This window comes from Pseudidiomarina sp. (assembly GCF_048267825.1).
Taxonomy (GTDB): domain Bacteria; phylum Pseudomonadota; class Gammaproteobacteria; order Enterobacterales; family Alteromonadaceae; genus Pseudidiomarina.
The window spans coordinates 1-18,628 of sequence record NZ_JBLWWR010000017.1 but is presented as its reverse complement, the minus strand read 5'-3'; the positions used below and the strand labels follow the sequence as shown (position 1 = coordinate 18,628).

General features: G+C 60.0%; 11 protein-coding genes. 6 read left to right on the top strand and 5 right to left on the bottom strand.

Features of this window, described 5'->3' with window-relative positions:
* Positions 1-26: 26 nt before the first annotated feature.
* Both ACN0UN_RS10960 and ACN0UN_RS10955 read right to left on the bottom strand, forming a co-directional pair.
* Positions 27-2,654, bottom strand: coding sequence for a DUF4214 domain-containing protein (locus ACN0UN_RS10960; RefSeq protein WP_417660018.1), 2,628 nt, complete (start codon positions 2,652-2,654; stop codon positions 27-29).
* 109 nt (positions 2,655-2,763) lie between these two features.
* Positions 2,764-4,119, bottom strand: a complete 1,356-nt coding sequence (locus ACN0UN_RS10955) for a FecR family protein (RefSeq protein WP_417660017.1) — start codon at positions 4,117-4,119, stop codon at positions 2,764-2,766.
* 189 nt (positions 4,120-4,308) lie between these two features.
* Here ACN0UN_RS10955 and ACN0UN_RS10950 point away from each other — a divergent pair, with 189 nt between their 5' ends.
* From ACN0UN_RS10950 to ACN0UN_RS10925, 6 genes are all read left to right on the top strand, one after another.
* Positions 4,309-5,562, top strand: coding sequence for a tetratricopeptide repeat protein (locus ACN0UN_RS10950; RefSeq protein WP_417660016.1), 1,254 nt, complete (start codon positions 4,309-4,311; stop codon positions 5,560-5,562).
* 112 nt (positions 5,563-5,674) lie between these two features.
* The gene (locus tag ACN0UN_RS10945; protein WP_417660015.1) at positions 5,675-6,466 is read left to right on the top strand and encodes an ABC transporter permease; all 792 of its coding nucleotides are present in this window, start codon (positions 5,675-5,677) and stop codon (positions 6,464-6,466) included.
* Positions 6,466-7,689 carry an ABC transporter ATP-binding protein gene (locus ACN0UN_RS10940; RefSeq protein WP_417660014.1) on the top strand — a complete coding sequence of 408 codons (1,224 nt, stop codon included), beginning with the start codon at positions 6,466-6,468 and terminating at the stop codon, positions 7,687-7,689. Before ACN0UN_RS10945 ends, ACN0UN_RS10940 begins: the two co-directional genes overlap by 1 nt.
* Positions 7,686-12,335 (top strand): FkbM family methyltransferase, encoded by a 4,650-nt coding sequence (locus ACN0UN_RS10935; protein ID WP_417660013.1) that lies wholly within the window; start codon positions 7,686-7,688, stop codon positions 12,333-12,335. The genes ACN0UN_RS10940 and ACN0UN_RS10935 overlap by 4 nt, the downstream gene beginning before the upstream one ends.
* Before the next feature lie 48 nt (positions 12,336-12,383).
* Positions 12,384-13,148, top strand: a complete 765-nt coding sequence (locus ACN0UN_RS10930) for a Crp/Fnr family transcriptional regulator (protein ID WP_417660012.1) — start codon at positions 12,384-12,386, stop codon at positions 13,146-13,148.
* 318 nt (positions 13,149-13,466) lie between these two features.
* Positions 13,467-15,362, top strand: a complete 1,896-nt coding sequence (locus tag ACN0UN_RS10925) for a CHASE2 domain-containing protein (RefSeq protein ID WP_417660011.1) — start codon at positions 13,467-13,469, stop codon at positions 15,360-15,362.
* A 52-nt stretch (positions 15,363-15,414) separates the two neighbouring features.
* On the opposite strand, the gene gmd is transcribed toward ACN0UN_RS10925, so the two are convergent.
* The 3 genes from gmd to ACN0UN_RS10910 all read right to left on the bottom strand — a co-directional run.
* Positions 15,415-16,455, bottom strand: a complete 1,041-nt coding sequence (gmd, locus tag ACN0UN_RS10920; protein WP_417660010.1) for a GDP-mannose 4,6-dehydratase — start codon at positions 16,453-16,455, stop codon at positions 15,415-15,417.
* A 2-nt stretch (positions 16,456-16,457) separates the two neighbouring features.
* Positions 16,458-17,846, bottom strand: a complete 1,389-nt coding sequence (locus tag ACN0UN_RS10915; protein ID WP_417660009.1) for a TolC family outer membrane protein — start codon at positions 17,844-17,846, stop codon at positions 16,458-16,460.
* 3 nt (positions 17,847-17,849) lie between these two features.
* Positions 17,850-18,628: HlyD family type I secretion periplasmic adaptor subunit (locus ACN0UN_RS10910; RefSeq protein WP_417660008.1), on the bottom strand; the 779-nt coding region annotated here is incomplete at its 5' end.

The window sequence follows — 18,628 nt, the reverse complement described above, 5'->3', positions numbered from 1 at the left end:
AGGGCGGATGCTTGTCTCCGGGGAGATTAGGCTAGGGTCAGAGAGTGATCACCAACCACGGCATTGGTCAGGTTAACCAGGCCAGTCAACTGAACAACACTATCAGAACCATTTACGAAGCTGGTACCAGCCGAAACATCTTCAACTACATAGGTGTTGCCACCGAACTGGAACCAGGAGATCGCACCGTCAACAGCGCTTGTGCCCTTAGCCGCTTCATTCAAGTAATCCTGGAACACAGCGGTGCCGCCCAGAGTAATTGCATTTTTGTTGAACGTTTCGTTACCAAGGTCTGTAAAGCTCAGAACGTCGCCAGCAGCAGCGTCAGTAACAGTCGCATAGATGTTACCGTTGGAGTTTGCAACGATGTTGAACGTGTCGTTGCCAGCGCCGCCAGTCAGTATGTCGAGGCCAGCACCACCAGAGATGATGTCGTTACCGGCACCACCATTGATAGTGTCAGCACCAGCACCACCGTTCAGGGTGTCATTCCCTTCGCCGCCAGTCAGGCTGCTAGCAATAGTGGAAGAACCAGTAAGAACGTCGTTGCCCGCGCCACCGACCAAGGTCACAGCTTTAGTAGCCGCAGCTGCGTTGATTGCATCGTTACCAGCACCGCCAGTCAAGCTTGCAGCCGCAGCCAGAGCACCGGTAGTGATAGTTACAGCGCCAGCAGCACCAGTAGCAGTCACACCAGAAGCGTCGAACGAGGTCAGAGTGGTAGCGGTCAGACCAGTCAGATCGATACCTACATCACCTTTGACCACAACAGACTTAACGGAAGAAGCTGTGATTTCCTGATCAAAGACTGCAGTTGGAGCAGTCGTGTCAGTGTCATCGGTAGTGATATTCAGAGTCTCAACACCTGCTGCAATGATTGCTGCTGTGCTAGTGAACCCATTTGCTGCGGAGAAGTTTAGGTTCAGAACGTCGCTCGAACCTAGGCTGTCCTTCAGATTCAAGGTAACGGCTGCGGCTTGCAGCGCAGTAGACTCGAAAGTCGAGTTGTTAGCCAGGTTGTTGATGGTTAATGAGCCAGCTGTAGACCCAGCGCTCACGATGTGGTTGATCCCATCGATGTACTGAGCGTCAACCACGGTTGCCGCACCAACAGAGCCGACGCCAAACTTTTCAAAGTTCGAGACGGAAGCAGCGAACGCAGCACCCAACGAAGCAGTGGAAGTAGCTGTAGCAGCGTTAGCAGCGGTCAGAGCAATAGTATCGCTACCTTCACCACCGTCAAGGGAACCACCGGCACCAAGAGCAGCAGTAGTAACGTTGACAGTATCATCACCTGCGCCCATAGCGATCACCTTGGTAGTAGCGCCAAGAGTGATGGCGTCCTTACCAGCACCACCAGTGAAGCTTGCGGTAGCAGCGAGAGCGGTTGCGAGCGTCACACCACCAGTCGAGGCGGACGCATCAACACTTACGGTCGGAGCGGTAGTAGTTGTCAGAGTAACCAGGCCAGCGCCAGAAACGGTTACGGCTTTCAGTGCGGTTGAAGTTACAGTGACGGCGCTCGCACCAGTTGCTGCGATGTTCGCTGTCTCGGTGGTGTTGCCAGTATCGGTCACAACGACTGATTCAGACGCAGCAGTCTTATCAACCGATAGGTTGACAGTCTTCAAGGCGGCGCCAGATATGCTGAAGGTTGCGGTACCAACAGCAGCTTCGCTTTTCAGAGAAGCTGAGGCCTGACTCGCAGCAAGGGCAGCGGTAAGCACGGTGTCGTCAGCAACTGTGTTCAGGGCGAGAGTCTGCGATGTCACGTTGTTAACAGTCACCGCAAGGTCGTTAGTTTGCTTAAGAGAGATCACGCCCGAGAACGGCGTCGCAACTACAGCAACGTTGTTATTGACGTTACCAGCACCTACGAAGGTTAGATTCTCAACGTCGCTAACATTGCCCGCGAGAACGTTCACGCCACCTGTGTTTTCGATATTGAGGGTATCAACACCGGCGCCGCCATTGATGACATCAAGCGCATTTGTGGTTGTAATGACAGTCGCGCCGTCAGCGGACAAGCCGGTGCTAGCATTGATGGTGTCGTTACCAGCGGTACCAGTAATCGTATCGGTACCAGTAGTGAGCGTGAAAGTCTGCCCAACATTCTGGTTGCTGTTGTTCTGAACAGTAGCCAGAACCGTATTCAGCGCTGCGCCAGTAGCAGTAGTAACCGAAGCGACGTCGCTGGTCACGGTGTTCAGCCAGGACTTGACAGCGTTCAGAGCAGTGCTGTTGGCGCTGGCGTATGCAACGATCTCAGGAGTGGTGTCGAGTGCGGCGGTGAAGGCGGTGGCAGCAGCGACCTTGTTGGTGATGATTGCCGAGTCGGTGCCCTGAGCGCCCTTGTTGATGGCTTCAGCGATGTTGCCGATCTTCAGAGCGCCGTTGTCCAGCTGGTTGACCCAGTAGGTCAGGCCGGAAACTTCAGGAGCGCGGCCGAACAGGTTCTGGTAAACGGCGCTTACCAGCTGAGTGGCGTTCATGTTGGCGTACAGGCCGGTGTATTCAGCGGACTGGGCGAAGGTGTTGAGCAGGTCGGCAGAGTTGCCGGCGTAGTTGCTCCAGTACTGCAGACCTGCAACATCAGCAGGACGATTGAAGAATGCAACATAAGCATTCTGGATTTGCGCCGTAGTTAAAGCCATTTCTTGCTCCTAGGTGTTAGGGGAATCGGCAGCCAGGACAGCTACCGAGACCGGGCATTAATGCGGACGCCATACTCTCAGAGGGCCCCGGCATCCGGTGTGACGGTTGTCACTTTGATGGATTAAGCATCGGCATTTCTTTGGCAGCCCAATCGCTGACGCCGTAGGCCGTGCGCTGCTCGTCGAGCTGAGACTGGAAGAGATAAACGGCGCGGCTGTCACCTTCCTGACTGAGCCGGCCATCCACGGCCATGTTGTTGTTGCCCAGGTACTGGCTGACGTTCTGGAAGGTCCCGTCAGGGAAGACCTGGCCTTCGGCATGGCGCGGGATGCGCTCGCCATCGGCCAGGAGGTCGAAGCGAGTGGTGAAACGGCTGGTGGCGAAGTCCATGTTCAAGCGGCCGTTCTCAACCTGTGCCGCATAGGTGCTGCCATCGGCCTGGCGCTGGATGAGGGCCTGGGCATCCTGCAGCTGGAAATCCAGGGTGCGGCTGGCAGGCCGCTCCCACTGGACACCCTTGGGCTGCAGCAGGATGAAATAAGGATTGAGGCTGGCGATCTGGTGGGTGGCAATAGCCTTGTCCAGATCCAGCGCTTTGTCCGCCTGGGCGAGCGCGCCCCAACGCCCCCACTGCAGCGCGGGGCCGGTGTAGGGCGCTGCTGGCAGCACTGGGCGCGCCGGCGTGAGGGGGCTGATGGACTTGGCAGGCGTCAGGTCCGGGCGGGCAAAGGCGGCACGCTGCTCATCCGGGGAGGCGGGTTCGTCCTTGCGCGGCGGGGCAGCATGGTCGGGATTAGCCTGGGGGCTATCGAGCAGCTTGACCCCCTGGGTTTTGTCGATCTGCAGAATGCGTCCGCTTTGCGCGGCATTAAGCTCCAGCGCGCCGGGGCCCTGGCAGCGATTGCTGCCGCCAGGCTGGCAGTGCGCGCCGAAGGGGCTGGCAATGACCGCGCCGGCGACTACCACGATGCGCGTGGTGTGGGCATCAGTGTAGGCGGTGAAGTCCGTGCCCTTTACACCGATGGCGGCGACGGGGGTGTTGAAGCGAAAGTTGTCACGGGCGGCCTTGACGGCGGTACCGGTGATGCTGCGCGCCACGCCTTCATGCAGATCGATGCGGAAGCGGCTCTGGGCGGGGTCCGCGGAGTCGATATGGTAGGTAGTCAGGGTGACGGCCGTCTGAGGGCGCAGGATGATGAAGCCGTTATCGCGGGTACGTATATAAAGGTAGCCGTCAGCACCCGTGGTCAGCCGATCACCGGGAAATACCGGGTCGCCGGTCGTGAGCGACTGCTCACCCTGACTGACCTGACCGATCGCGAGAACGACCTGCCCGGCCGCAAGGGGGTCATCCTGATCGGCCCAGGCATCGGCTGGGGCGAGACTGACAACCAGGGCCACGATGGCCATGACGACGGTATACAGGCGACCCTCCAACGATTTGCAAGAATACTGGGCCAGCATCGCGCTGCCTCCATGCTGTGGGTGGTGTGCGTCCCGGCCGGCTTGAGATTGCCTTTCGCACTGGAACGAAACGGGCCTTGCGTTATAGCACAGCATGAGGTGGCCGGCGAAGTCGGCAGAGCTGGCGGGCTGGTACGCGGGCAGGGGTCGTTTTATAGTGCGCGCCTATTTTGTCGCGCGAGCGGTCTATTGTCTGGTCTCCTTACATTCATGTTGCACGGCTGCGGCTTGCTGGCGCGCGCCGGGCGGGGTGCCATCCTGCTTCTGGCCATGCTCTGTATGCCCACCCAGGCTGCAGAGGGAGACGATGTCTATGCACGGGCCCTGAGCGCGATCGCCGAGGGCCGGCATGGGGAGGCACGCGTCCTGTTGTCACAGGTGGCGGCCACACAACCGGAACATGCAGGGGCCTGGCTGGACCTGGCGATACTGCATTGCGCAATGGGCAACCGGGTCGAGGCGGAGGCGCTGTTCGAGACGATCGAGTTGCGCTTTGCGCCAGGGCCGGCGCTGCGTGAGCTGATCGCACGCCAGCGCGCCAGTGGCTGTCAGCGCAAGCGACTGCCAGCGGCCGTGCGCGTGCGACTGGGCCGGGGCCATGACAGCAACGCCAACCAGGGGGCGAGCAATCCGAATCTGGCCATCGGCGCCGGACCAGGCAGCGTGACGCTGGTGCTGGCGCCTGAGTATGAGCCGCGCGGGGACGATTTTACCCATCTGCAGGTGGATGGCGTGCTGCCGCTATCGGCAGACAACCTGTTGGGCTTCGGGCAGCTCAGCGTGCGCCGTCACGACCAGGTGCATACGTTCGATATCAGCGCCCTGGCACTGGGCGTGGAAAAACGCTGGGAACCGAACGACTGGCAGATGCAGGCGTCGCTGGCGGGGGGCGCGCTGGAGCTGGATGGACAGTTGTATCAGCAGAGCGCACTGATTCAGGGGCAGGTGACGCCGCCCCTGCCCCTGCCCCAGCCCTGGACGTTTTCGCTGGTGGCGGCGCAGTCTTACCTCGCGTATGCCGACCAGCCGGTTTTCGATGCGCGCCAGGCCGAGCTGCGGGGGGTGTTGAGGCGTGAGGGCCAGCGAACCATGCTCGGCCTGGCAGCCGGGGGCTTGCGCGATTACGGACAGGGGAATCGCCCCGGCGGAGACCGGCATGGCTGGTCAGTGAGTGCCTGGGGGAGCCTGCTGCTGTGGGGACAAGCGACAGGCGAATTCATGTGGTCGCAGCAGCGGTGGCAGGGTAGCCGGGATTACGCGCCGGGGCTGATAGAGCTGAAACGCCGCCAGGACGTGAACCAGTGGCGTCTGGCACTGACTCAACCGCTGGGGGGAAGGCATTCGCTGGTGGCTGAATTGCGCCAGCTCGATAACGAGGAGAACATCAGTATCTTTGGCTATCGTTCGCGCCAGTTTTCCTTGAGTTGGCAAATGGATTATTGAGGAGGACCGTTGCCGCAGGCCTGCGAGGCTGGCGGGTGGCTGTTGCGGTTCATGCTTGCACGAGCGGCGCCTGCAGGCGCCGCTTCTTATTTGGATTTAACGAGGGAGCAGAATGGGTTTGCCTGATGGGTTGTGGGCGTTTCGTGGTTTTGTATTGAGCAGCGTTAAGCGGGAGATCCAGGCCAAATACCGCAACTCTCTGTTTGGCTTTGCGTGGATGATTATTCAGCCCCTTTCGATGATCGTGGTGTACACGGTGATCTTCTCGCAGCTGATGGGCTCCCGCCTACCTGGGGTTTCGGGGAATTTCGCTTATTCGATTTACTTGTGCGCAGGCATTCTGACTTGGGGGCTGTTTGCGGAGATCACGCAGCGGATGGTCGGGGTGTTTGTGGACAACGCCAATCTGATCAAGAAGCTGAGCTTCCCTCGCCTGTGCCTGCCGCTGATCGTGGTACTGAGCGCGAGTTTCAATTTCTGTATCATCCTGGCCCTGTTTCTCGTCTTCCTCCTGGTTTCGGGAAATTTTCCGGGCTGGTCCTTGCTGGCAATGCTGCCCTTGCTGCTGGTGCAATTGATGCTGGCTACCGGGCTGGGGGGCATTCTGGGGGTGCTCAATGTGTTTTTCAGGGATGTGGGGCAGATGTTCGGGGTGTTGATTCAATTCTGGTTCTGGTTTACGCCCATCATCTATCCGTTTTCCATTCTGCCGGACTGGGCGGCGACCTTGATGCGGCTGAACCCGCTGCTGTCTTTGATGGAGGGGTATCAAGGCATCATGGTGCGCGGCCTCTGGCCCGACTGGGAGCAGCTTGCACCGACAGCGCTGCTTGCGCTGGTGTTGTGCGCCTATGCGGTGGTGCTGTTCAGAAAGCACGCCGGCGACATGGTTGATGAACTGTAATGGGTACGATCAGAGTGTGCGGCCTGGGTAAGGCTTACCGGCAATATGAGTCTCGCTGGCAGCGACTGGCAGAGTGGATCATTCCGTTCGCCAGACAGCGCCACAGCCTTAAGTGGGTGTTGCGGGAAATTTCCTTTTCACTGGAGCCCGGCCAGGCGGTAGGGATCATCGGCATCAACGGGGCGGGCAAGAGCACGCTGTTGAAGCTGATCACGGGCACCACCCAGGCAACGAAGGGGAGCGTATCGGTACAGGGGCGGGTTGCAGCGCTGCTGGAGTTGGGCATGGGCTTTCATCCGGACTTCACTGGCCGCCAGAATGCGTTCATGGCGGGCCAACTGATCGGCCTGACGGCAAAGGAGATCGGCGAGCTGATGCCGGCGATCGAAGCCTTTGCCGAAATCGGCGACTACCTGGACATGCCGGTGCGGGTGTATTCGAGTGGCATGCAGATGCGCCTGGCGTTCAGCATCGCGACGTGCAAGCGGCCGGATGTGCTGATCGTTGATGAGGCGCTCTCGGTGGGTGACGCGTACTTCCAGCACAAGAGTTTCGATCGCATCCGCCAGTTCCGCGAGCAGGGCACGACGCTGTTGATCGTCTCGCACGACAAGGCGGCGATTCAGTCGATCTGCGATCGGGCGATCCTGCTCAACGCCGGCCGGGTTGCGCTGGAGGGTCAGCCGGAGGCGGTCATGGACTACTACAATGCCTTGCTCGCCGACAGCGCGAACGCGCAGGTGTCGCAGCAGCAGACCGCCGACGGACGCGTGCAGACGATCTCCGGGACCGGCGAGGCGAGCGTCGACACGGTCGGGCTGTATAACGCGGCAGGCGACAAGGTGGAAGTTGTCCGCGTTGGCGAGCCGCTGGAGTTGCGTGTGCAGGTGACGGTGCATGCGCCAATCACCAGCCTGGTGCTGGGGTATGGCATCAAGGATCGTCTCGGACAGGTCATGTATGGCACCAACACCTGGCATACCGGGCAGGTCATTGAGCAGCCCGACGTCGGTACGCGCTACCTGTTTTCACTCTGCTTCCCTGCCAATTTCGGGCCCGGCAGCTATTCGGTGCAGATTGCGCTGGTGGACAGGGATTCGCATTTATCCAGGAACTACGAGTGGCGCGATCTGGCTGCCGTGTTCAACGTGATCAATATCGACCGCCATACTTTCGCAGGCTGCCTGTGGAACGAGCCTGTGATTTCGATCGAGAAGCAATGATGTTCATTTCCTACGCACAGAACTTCGAAGACGTGATGCTGTGGCGCGCGCTGGGCCATATCGAGCGCGGTTTCTATATCGACGTCGGGGCCAATCATCCATCTGAGGATTCGGTCACCCAGGCCTTTTACGAACGGGGCTGGTCGGGCATCAACATTGAGCCGCTGGCCCGGCACGTGCATGAGCTGGAGCGCGAGCGCCCGCGCGATATCAACCTGCAGCTGGCAATTGGCGCCGAGAACGGCGAGATCGAACTGTTCGACACGCCAGTACGAGGACTGGCCAGCGCGTCGGCAGCCGTGGCCGAAATGCACGCCGGCAGCGGCTTGCAGATTGTGCGCAGTATCGTGCCTCTGCGCCGGCTGGAGGATGTCTGCGCCGAACATGCACCTGCCGATATCCATTTTCTGAAGATCGACGTCGAGGGATTCGAGGCCGAGGTACTGGCAGGCATGGATCTGCGGCGCTTTCGCCCCTGGCTGCTGCTGATCGAGGCGACGATTCCGAACTCGCGAAGAATCGATGCCAGCTGGGAGCCAGGCGTGCTCGCCGCCGGCTATCGTCAGGTCTATTTCGACGGCCTGAACCGCTACTACGTTGCGCTCGAACGGGTTGACGAACTGGCCGGGCACTTCAGTACGCCGCCCAACGTGTTCGATGCCTTTGTTACGGTGGACCTGGTGGCCGAGCAAGCCAACAGCCGTACGCTGGCTGCGCAGCTGGGGCAGGTGCAAGCGAGACTGGAGCAGGCGCAGGCGGAGCTGGAGCAGGCGCAGGCGGAGCTGAACGAGATGAACGCACTCGCCTACCGCCTGGACGAGGCGGAACAATACATCGTGACCATGCGCAGCAGTACCTCGTGGCGCATCACCGCCCCCCTGCGCCAAGCCATTGAATACATCCGCCTGACCAGGCAGCGGGTAACCGAGGACAGCCTGGCCTTTATCGTCAGACAGGTTTCAGGCATGCCTCGTTTGAGGAGACTGACCGGAACATTGGCACGCAAGACGGGGACCCATGCGCTGCTGTCACGCCTGTATCACAAGCCCCAGGCCAACAGGTTCAAAACGGCCGGAGCCTTCTTAGACGATCAGGCAGGCAACCTTTGGCCGCATGTACATGTTGCCGCCATGCCGATGACGCCACGGGTGCCGGAGGCTTCTCGCCTGAATGCCGAGCCGACGACACCGGCGGTTTTCCGCATTACCGGGCATATCGAGGGGCATTACAGCCTGGCCATCGTGAACCGCGGCCTGGCGCTGGGCCTTGAGCAGCTGCACCCCGGCAGTGTTGCGTTCCAGCCTCGGCATGAATCCCTTTATGCCAACCCCACCAATCTGCCGGCAGCCCAGGCGGACACCCTGCAGCGCCAGATCAAGCGCAGGGAGGCGTTTGCGGGGTCCGATGCGGTTTCTATCGTGCATCATTATCCGATCATCAATGACGACGCCCCGGCCCGCCAACGACTGATCTTCTTCTTCTGGGAGGAAACGGCCATTCCTGCAGCGACCATCGAGCGCCTCAACAGCGAATTCGATGGTGTGCTGGTGGCAGCGGATTTCGTGCGCCGCGCGCTGATCAACTCCGGTTGTGGCATTCCGGTATTCGTCGTGCCGCTGGGGATCGATCACCTGATCGGCGCCGGCGAAGCCCCGCTCGGTGAGCTGAAGCCGGCGGACGGCAAGCGCTTGCGCTTCCTGCATGTTTCTTCGGTATTCGAACGCAAGGGGCCGGATACGCTGCTGCGCGCCTATCTGGACGCGTTTACCGGCGATGATCCGGTTGAGCTGTATATCAAGACCTTTCCCAATCCGCACAATCGAATTGCCGAACTCCTGCGCGAATTTTCGAGCGAAAAGGAAAACCCGGCGCGGGTGGTGATCGACGAGGCACCCCTTGATGATGCCGGGATGCTGGCCCTGTACCGCAGCGCCCAGGCGATGGTTCTGCCCACTCGCGGCGAGGGCTTCAACCTGCCTGCCGCGGAGGCGCTGGCCCTTGGCCTGCCGCTGATCGTCACCGGCCACGGTGCCCATGCCGATTTTGCAACGCAGGCCAACGCGCTGCTGACGCCTTTCCGTTTTTCCCGCTCGCGAAGCCACCTCAACGCCGGTGACGCCTGCTGGGTAACTGCCAATCCGGCTGATCTGGCGATTCAGATGCGCCGGTTGCAGGCGGAGATCGACGGCAATTCTCCTGACCTCGCGGCCCGACGCACACGCGGTGTGCAGGATGTGCGCGGCACCTATTCCTGGCAGGCGTGTGCGCAGGCCGTCGCGCAAGCCTCCCACTGGCTGCAGCAGGCGCGGCCTCCGGTCACACCTCGCCGGCTGACGCTGCTCAGCCCGTGGCGGACGCGGTGCGGCATTGCCGAATACAGCCACACCCTGCTGTCGGCTTTGTTCGACAACGAGGGCTGGCGGTTGCGCGTGTATTGCGATAGCCGCACGTCAGCGGATGCAGGCCAGGTGGATCAGGTGGCCCATGCTGCGACCTGGAGCGCGGGAGACGAAGCTTCGGTGATGGCAACGCTCGACCGGATCTGCGAGGACCTGCCCGACACATTGCTGGTGCAGCACCAGCCTAGCCTGTTCTCGTTGACACCCGCCGTCTGCGGCCGGCTGGCTGCGCTTGCCGGGCGAGGGTGCATCGTGGTCTTGGAGTTGCACTCGACGCAGCCGCTGCTCACCGAGCACCGGCTGTCGGCGCAGTCCGCCGCAGCGCTGCGTCAGATCGACCGGATCATCGTGCACAAGGAAGACGACCTCAATAACCTGTTGGTTCTGGGTCTGTGCGATAACGTGATGCTGCTGACGCTTGGGGTGGTGCAGCCGCTAACGGAGGCAAAGCGCACCCACCAGCGCAGCGATATTGGCATTCCCGAGGATGCGCTGGTGATCGGCTCCTTCGGCTTTGCCCTGCCGCACAAGGGCGGCGATTCCCTGGTTGCAAGTCTCAAGCCGCTGGCAAGCGCCAGCGGACGCAAGGTGCATCTGCTGGGCCTGAATTCCATCCTCGACTCGCGCAGCGAGGAGACCTTGCGCGAGTGGCAGAAGGCAGCACGCAAACAGGGTGTGGAAGAGAATACGACCTGGATCAGCGACTACCGCCCTATCGACGAATGCCTGGACATTCTCGGACTGGCGGATTATATCGTCTTTCCTTACCGCGACACGCGCGAAAGCGCCAGCGGCGCGGTCACCATCGGCCTTGCTGCGATGCGGCCCGTCCTCGTTTCTCCGCTCGATATCTTCAATGATGTTGCCGACTCCACCCTCATGATGAAGGGCGATTCGGCCGACGACATCGTGGCCACCATCTGCCAGCTCGAAGCCGACCCTGCACGGGTCGATCAGCTTCTCCAGCGACAGGCACACTGGTTGACCGAACGCGACTGGCAGCACGTTTCGGGGCGCTTTGCCACCATGCTCGATGGGCTGCATTGCCAGCGGCAGATCGAGGCGGCCACTGAAGCGGCGAAAGCGGCACCGGAACCGGCACCACGCAGGCTGTTCGTCGACATCTCCGAACTGCATTGTCGTGACGCCCGTACCGGCATCCAGCGAGTGGTGCGCAGTGTACTCAGCGAGCTGTTCGAAGCCCCGCCAGCAGGTTATGAAATCTGCCCGGTGTTCGCCCAGAAAGGGCAGCCGTGGCGCCATACCGCGCATTTCGCGCCAAGCATCGCGCCAGCCCAGGAGATTGCCGAAGGTCAGGAAATCGCGGTCCGGGCCGGAGACATCTTTCTCGGGCTTGACCTCGGCGCGCACCTGTTCCCGGAGGCGGAAACCTGGCTGCATGATTTCCGCCTGGCCGGGGCGCGGGTATTCTTTGTCGTGTATGACATTATTCCGCTGCTTTATCCGCAGTACGCAGTCGAGGCAATCCATACCGCCTTTGTCGTGTGGATGCAGTCCCTCGCTCGCCAGGCCGATGGCCTGCTTTGCATCTCTGCAGCGGTCGCAGGGGATGTGCGGCAGTGGCTCAGCGAGAATGGCGCGCCGTTGCCGCACCCGGAGGTACGGCATTTTCACCTGGGTGCAGACATCGACCACTCACTGCCCTCTCGTGGCCGACCCGACGATGCCGAGGCGATTCTCGCCCGCCTGGCCGACGCACCTGTATTTCTCAGCGTTGGCACCATCGAGCCACGGAAGGGCCAGCAACAGACACTCGACGCCTTTGAACACCTGTGGCAGAGCAGCAGTGATGTGCGCCTGGTGCTGGTGGGCAAAGAGGGTTGGATGATGGAGGCGTTTGCTGCTCGGCTGCGTCAGCACCCGGAGTTGGGTTATCGCCTGTTCTGGCTCGAAGGCATCAGCGATGAATTCCTGGAGGAAATCTACGCCCGGTCGGATTGCCTGATCGCCCCGTCGCTGACCGAAGGCTTCGGCCTGCCCCTGATCGAGGCAGCCCAGCACGGCTTGCCGATCATTGCCCGCGACATTCCGGTCTTTCGCGAGATCGCCGGCTCGCACGCGTTCTATTTCTCCGGGACGCGGCCAGCGGATCTGGCAAAGCGCGTGCATCAATGGCTGGAGCTGCGGGCGGGCAGGAAGGCGCCTGCGTCTACCGGTATGAAGTGGCTGACCTGGACGGAAACCACGACCGCTTTGAAGAAAATCCTGATGGAGAACGGGGCGTGAGCCGCGCTTTGTTCTTCCTGGTACAGCAGGGTAAGACTGGAGCTACCCATGACCGATGACAGCCAGTCAGCATCTCCCGTGAGTGAAGAGAGCCAGGCGCCTGTCGAATCGCAGGCGCAGCAGACGATCACGGTCCATCTGCAGAACATCCCTCTTCTCTCGGGGCTTGATTCAGATACCTTGGCCAAGGTCGGGGCATTGATGTCGTTCCGCAAGGTCGAAAAGGACAGTTACATTCTGCACAAGGGGGCCGCGGGCGATTGTCTTCTGTTCTTGCTTGCCGGCCGGCTGCGAGTGATAGATCTGACCGAGGACGGGAGGGAAATCGGACTGTTGATTCTGACGCCAGGGGATTATTTCGGAGAGCTTTCCATTATCGATGGACAGCCTCGCTCAGCCTCGGTCGTGGCTACGGAGCACTCACTGATCGCCCTTTTGCCAACGGTTCATGCTTCTGCTCTGATTCATTCGCACGCTTCGGTTGCAAAGCAGGTCATGCAACGACTGGCACAGAAGATCCGCATTGAATCAGATCATCGCGCGATTCTCGGTATACAGAATGCTCATCGGCGGGTGTTTGCCTTGCTCGCCCAGCTTGTGACGGTCGCACCCGGCGGCCTTGCCGTGATCGAGAATGTACCCATGCGGCAGGAAGTCGCAATCATGGCCAATACCAGCCGCGAAACGGTTTCCCGAGCGTTGCAGGTACTAATACAGCAGGGGGTGGTAGAGAAAGATCTACGCCGCCTAATCGTGCGCCAGCCAGAACGGCTGAAGGCTATGATCCTGGAACAGGATAAACATGAGCCCTGACAGATATGGCTCCGCCGCGCGCCGCGGCTGGGCCCATTTTGCAAACGTCGCCAGGCGGTGCCTTACGGAAGAGGACAAGCGCTTGCATGCAAAGTGGAGCTTTTGGCTGACGTTGGGCGCCTATGCATTCTGGTCTCCTTTGTGGGCGGTTACAGTTGTCTTTATCGTTGGGCTGGGCAAGGAATGCTGGGACGAGGTGTATGGAACAGGCTTCTGCTTACTGGATATGGTCAGTAACTTGGCAGGGATAGTCGCGGGTTCCGCCATATGTACCCTGGTGATTTATAGGGCTACGGGCTGATGGCAACCCGAGCGTCAGTGATTCGCCAGGGATTGGCCTTGGCGGTTTTCTGCCTGACCGTGCTGGTGGAGGTGCTGCGACCGCCTTTGATCGAGCGCCTGGATGAGGGTATCCGGGACCTGATACTGCAGCATACCGCCGCGTCTGGGCTTGAGGAGAGGGTGCTGATAGTGGATATCGATGAGGAGAGTCTGCGCCGACTTGGAAGCTGGCCCTGGAGCCGTGATCAAATAGCGGATCTCATCGAAGTGCTGCTGGCGGATTATGGCGCCCAGGCGGTTGGCCTGGACATTGTTTTTACAGAGCCTGGAGATCCAGTCGGAGATGCCCGCCTAGCGATGCTGGCACAACACGCCCCCTTGGTGCTGGCGCAGATCCTAGATTTCACACCCCGGCAGCCGCCAGTGCTCAGGGGGCATCTGACGCCTCCTTATCAGCTGGCAGGCGTTCGAGAGGGGCTGACAGTGACCGCCAAGCCCGCTTATGGTTATATCGGGAACCATGCAGCCCTCAGTGAGGCCGCGCGCTGCGTGGGAAATATTGGTTATCTGCCGGATGCTGACGGTGTGTTGCGGCACCTGCCCGTATATTCTGCGTTTCAAGGGCAACGATACCCATTGTTCTCGCTGGCTCTCTTGGAGTGTGCCGCTCACCCCCCGCCTGCCGATATCAGCCTGCCAGATTCTTCCGCTGCAGGTCTGTGGCGTGTGCCTTTCAGATACCCCGCAAGCGCTTATCTGGTGATTCCTGCCCATGAGATCCTTTCGCATGGAGTGTCTGTGGAGCTCCTGAGCAATCGCCATGTGATTGTAGGTTCGTCTGCCATGAGCCTGGGTGATCGGGTCAGTACGCCTCTCGATCCTCTCACCACGGGGGCTTTGGTGCATGCTCAAAGCGTATCCGCTCTACTGGATGCCGCGGATGCAGATGACCTCTCCTTCATGGTCGCTTCGCTGCTGGTATTGTGGCTGTTGCTCAGCATGAGCTTGTCAGCTCATGCTTTCACCCGTCTGGCCGCCATAGGCAGCCTGCTGCTACTTACTGCCCTATGCCTGGTATGGATGGGGATCGCCATTGCCGGAACTCGACAGGGGCATGCCTGGCCTTTCTTTAGTCCTCTGATCGGCTATTTTCTGCTTTTTCTGTTGCTTGTGCCTTATGAGTGGCGATTGGCGCAAAGGCAGAATCGCAAGGTTCTGGAGACGCTTTCCCACTATGTAGCGAAGCCTGTCCTCGATGAATTGACTCGCCAAGGGTCCCTCTACAGCCTGACGCCCGTACACAAGGAGGTAACCGTGCTGATTGCCGACATGGAGGGGTACACCAGGGCCACCTCGGCCCTGAAGCTGGAAGCGGCAGCTGAGTTGACCAAAGGTTTTCTTGATTGCCTGACCCGGCCGGTGCTGGAGCACGAGGGCACTTTAGATCGTTACACAGGCGATGGGTTGGTAGCGTTCTGGGGAGCACCGCTGGATAGCCCGGATCAAGCGGACCGGGCAGTGAGCGCTGCCCTGCAGATTGTCGCAGAAGTCGAGAAATTCAATGCGTACCGGATTGCTCAGGGTCTGCGGTCCGTTAGAGTTAGGATCGGGATAGAAAATGGTCAGGCTTTGGTAGGAGATCTAGGCACTCCGTTCCGTAGCACCTATACCGCTGTGGGCGATTGCATCAATTTTGCCTCCCGTCTGGAAGCGGCGGCCAGGGATTTACCGACCTCACTGGTCATTGGCGCGTCAGCTAACCAGAAACTGCAGCGTCACCAGACTTATGCCGTAGGTACCCTAAATTTGCGCGGTACCGATTCCGTGATAGAGATTTTCACGCCCATTAGCGCCGGACTCGGTCTGCCGCCCAGCCAGTCCGGTCATAGCGAGGGGTTGACAGACACAACAACGCCAGCCGCAGGACTGTAACCCCTTCTTGCAGCTGGCTATCCCAAGTTACAGCAATGTTCTCAGCCGTTGCTTAAAACGATTTGCCGCTTTGGACACGCTGTAGATCAGCCTCAACCATCAACTGGCAAAGCTGCTCGAGGGTGGTTTTCGGTTCCCAGCCCAACGCTTGCTTCGCTTTTTCGGGGTTACCGATAAGTAGATCCACCTCTGCCGGCCGGTAGAAGCGCGGATTGACTTGCACAACCGTCTTGCCAGTCTGGCTGTCGATCCCACGCTCGGTTTCGGCACTACCCTGCCAGTCAAGCTGGATATCCACAGCTTTGAAAGCCAGCGAGACAAAGTCGCGAACCGTCTCAGTGCGATTGGTAGCCAGCACGAAGGTGTCAGGTGTATCGACCTGCAACATGCGCCACATGCCTTCGACATATTCCTTGGCAAAACCCCAATCGCGCTTCGCATCCAGGTTGCCCAGCTCAAGCACCGGCTGCATTCCCAGGGATATTCGAGCTGCCGCGTCGGTGATCTTGCGCGTGACGAACTCTTTGCCACGTAACGGAGACTCGTGGTTGAAGAGAATGCCGCTGGTGCCGAATATGCCGTAGGATTCACGGTAGTTGATAGTCATCCAGTGCGCGTAGAGCTTGGCCACGCCATAAGGGCTGCGCGGGTAGAAGGGTGTCACTTCTGTTTGCGGGATCTGCTGTACTTCGCCGAACATTTCCGAGGTCGACGCCTGGTAAAAGCGGATCTTCGGATCGACGATGCGAATCGCTTCGAGCAGGTTGACCGCGCCAAGCCCGGTGATCTCGGCAGTGGTGATCGGCTGATTGAACGACACACCAACGAAGCTTTGCGCGGCGAGGTTGTATACCTCGTGCGGCTGGGCTTCTTCCATGAGGCGAATGCTCGCGCCCAGGTCGGTCAAGTCGTGCTCGACCAGTTCCAGGTTCGGGTGCCCGATGGCGCTCACTTCTTCGAGACGCCAGAAATTAACCGAGCTGGTACGGCGATAGGTGCCGAATACCTTGTAGCCCTTTTCCAGCAACAGTTGGGTGAGGTACGCACCATCCTGACCGGTGATGCCCGTGACGATTGCGGTCTTGCTGTTCATGCTCATTCCGTTGTTTTCCGTTCCAAGGCTCGCGCTTCTTCGCTGCGAGCCAACCACACGTTGACGTTTTCGACGCTCTGCTCGGACAACCTGCCGGCCCAACGATTCAATACCAGCAGGTTGGTGATGAAATCGTACTGGGCCTTGAGCAGATCACGGCGTGCCGTATATTCGTTCTGTACGCTTGTCAGGACGTCGACAGAGTTGACTACGCCGTACTGAAAACCTTTTTCAGCGGCAACGCTGGACTTCTCGGCTGACTCCAGAGCATTGCGCGAGGCACGTATTCGTTCGACGCTGGACTGGGCCGTCAGATAGGCATTGGTGGTTTCCTTGACCACCTGCCGACGTATGGCTTCTAGCTCCTGCTCGGTTGCAAGGCGCTCGTTATACAGTGCCCGGACCCGTGCGGAGGTCGATCCGCCGCTATACAAGGGAATCTGCACACCAACGCTTGCGACGTAACTGTCGGAGAGTGGCGCCAAGGTATTGTCATAACCGACATCGCTGCGTTGAGCGGTGAGGTTGAGGCTCAACTGGGGGTAGTGCCCACCCTTGCCCTCGCGCACAGCCGCCTCGGCCGCGGCAAGCGCGCTTTCCCGCGCCTTGAGCGCCGGGTTTGCCGTGACAGCCCGATCGATCCAAACATCGAGGCTCTCGCCTGGCACCTGCAACGCGACGTCTTCGCGGATGCGGCTGAGCTTTTCGGCAACCGTGCGGCCGACTAGCTCGGAGAGGTCCTCGCGGCTGAGCCGAACCTGATTACGCGCCTCGACCTCCTGGGCGGCAAGTGCATCGACCCGGGCCCGGAGATCGAGCACGTCGGTGATCATCGCCAGCTTTCTCTCATACATCGCGTTGACACGGTCGAGGTTTTTCTGAGTTGCACGGCGCTCGGCCATGACCAGCTCCAGCTCATCGTCGGATGCCAGCGCTACGAAATAGCGCTGCGCGAGATCGACCGTAGCCTCGGCTTGGGCGTCGACCGCCTGGAACTCGCCCTGGCGCGCCAGGCTTTTGAACTTTTGATAGTTTTCCCAGGCGGCCTTGTTATAGAGGTGCTGAGTCAGGCTGACCAGGTAGCGCTCGTTGTTGTAAACCTGCTCGGTGGTGCGGTTGTCGTATTTGGTGCGGTTGAGCGAACCGCTGGCGTTAAGCTGTGGAAGCAGACCACCAAGGGCTTCGCGCTGGCGGGCCTGCCCTCCTACGGCGCGCGCGTACGCGGCAAGCACGCGCGGGTCTTCCAGCCGCGCCTCACGGTAGAGCGACATGAGGTCGGTGGCATAAGAGGATGCGCTCACGCTGGATGGAACCGGAATGGCATCCCTCTCAGGCTCGGCTCGCAATGACGCAGCCATCGACGCTAACAGGATGCAAACAAGGATGCGCACGGGTCAGTCCTCGATCATTGATCGGGCGAAGGCATCCGTCGCCGGTTGCATCAGGTATTGGAGCATGGTGCGGTCGCCGGTGTTGATCAGCACCTCTGCAGGCATGCCGGGCTGCAGCTTGAGCGAACCGAGCGAACGGACACCTTCTTCAGTGAGGCTCACCCGCGCGAGGTAGTAGGGCATCCCGGTCTGCTCGTTCATCAACCGGTCCGCCGAAATCTGCACGACCTTGCCTTCGATCTCAGGCGTGGTCGCATTTTTGAACGCGCTGAAGCGAATGTCCGCCTTTTTGCCGACACTAACGCGATCAATATCGATCGGTGAAACCTGAGCTTCGACAATCAAGTCGGATACGGAAGGCACGATATCCAGTAGCGGCGTGCCGGGACTGACCACCCCGCCCACGGTATGAATTTTCATGCCAAGGATCATGCCGTCCTCAGGTGCTCGGATTACGATGCGGCTGATGCGATCTTCGAGGGCTGATACTCGCTCCTGCAAGTCAAATACCCGCGTTTGCACTTCGGCTAACTGACCGACTACCTCAGAGCTGAAATCTTTGTTGAGTTGGAGAATTTGCAGCTCAGTTTCGCTGATCTGGAGCTTCGTCCGGGTGATGTCGGACTGGTGGTCGGCTATTTCCGCGCGGAGCATGCCGAGCTTGCGCTCCTGCTCCAGCAAACGTTGTTTGTCGACGTACCCCTCGGACAGCAGCTCGGTCAGCTCACCAATTTCGCCACTGTAGGACTTCTCCAGGCTGCGCTTGGTCGCAATCATCGACT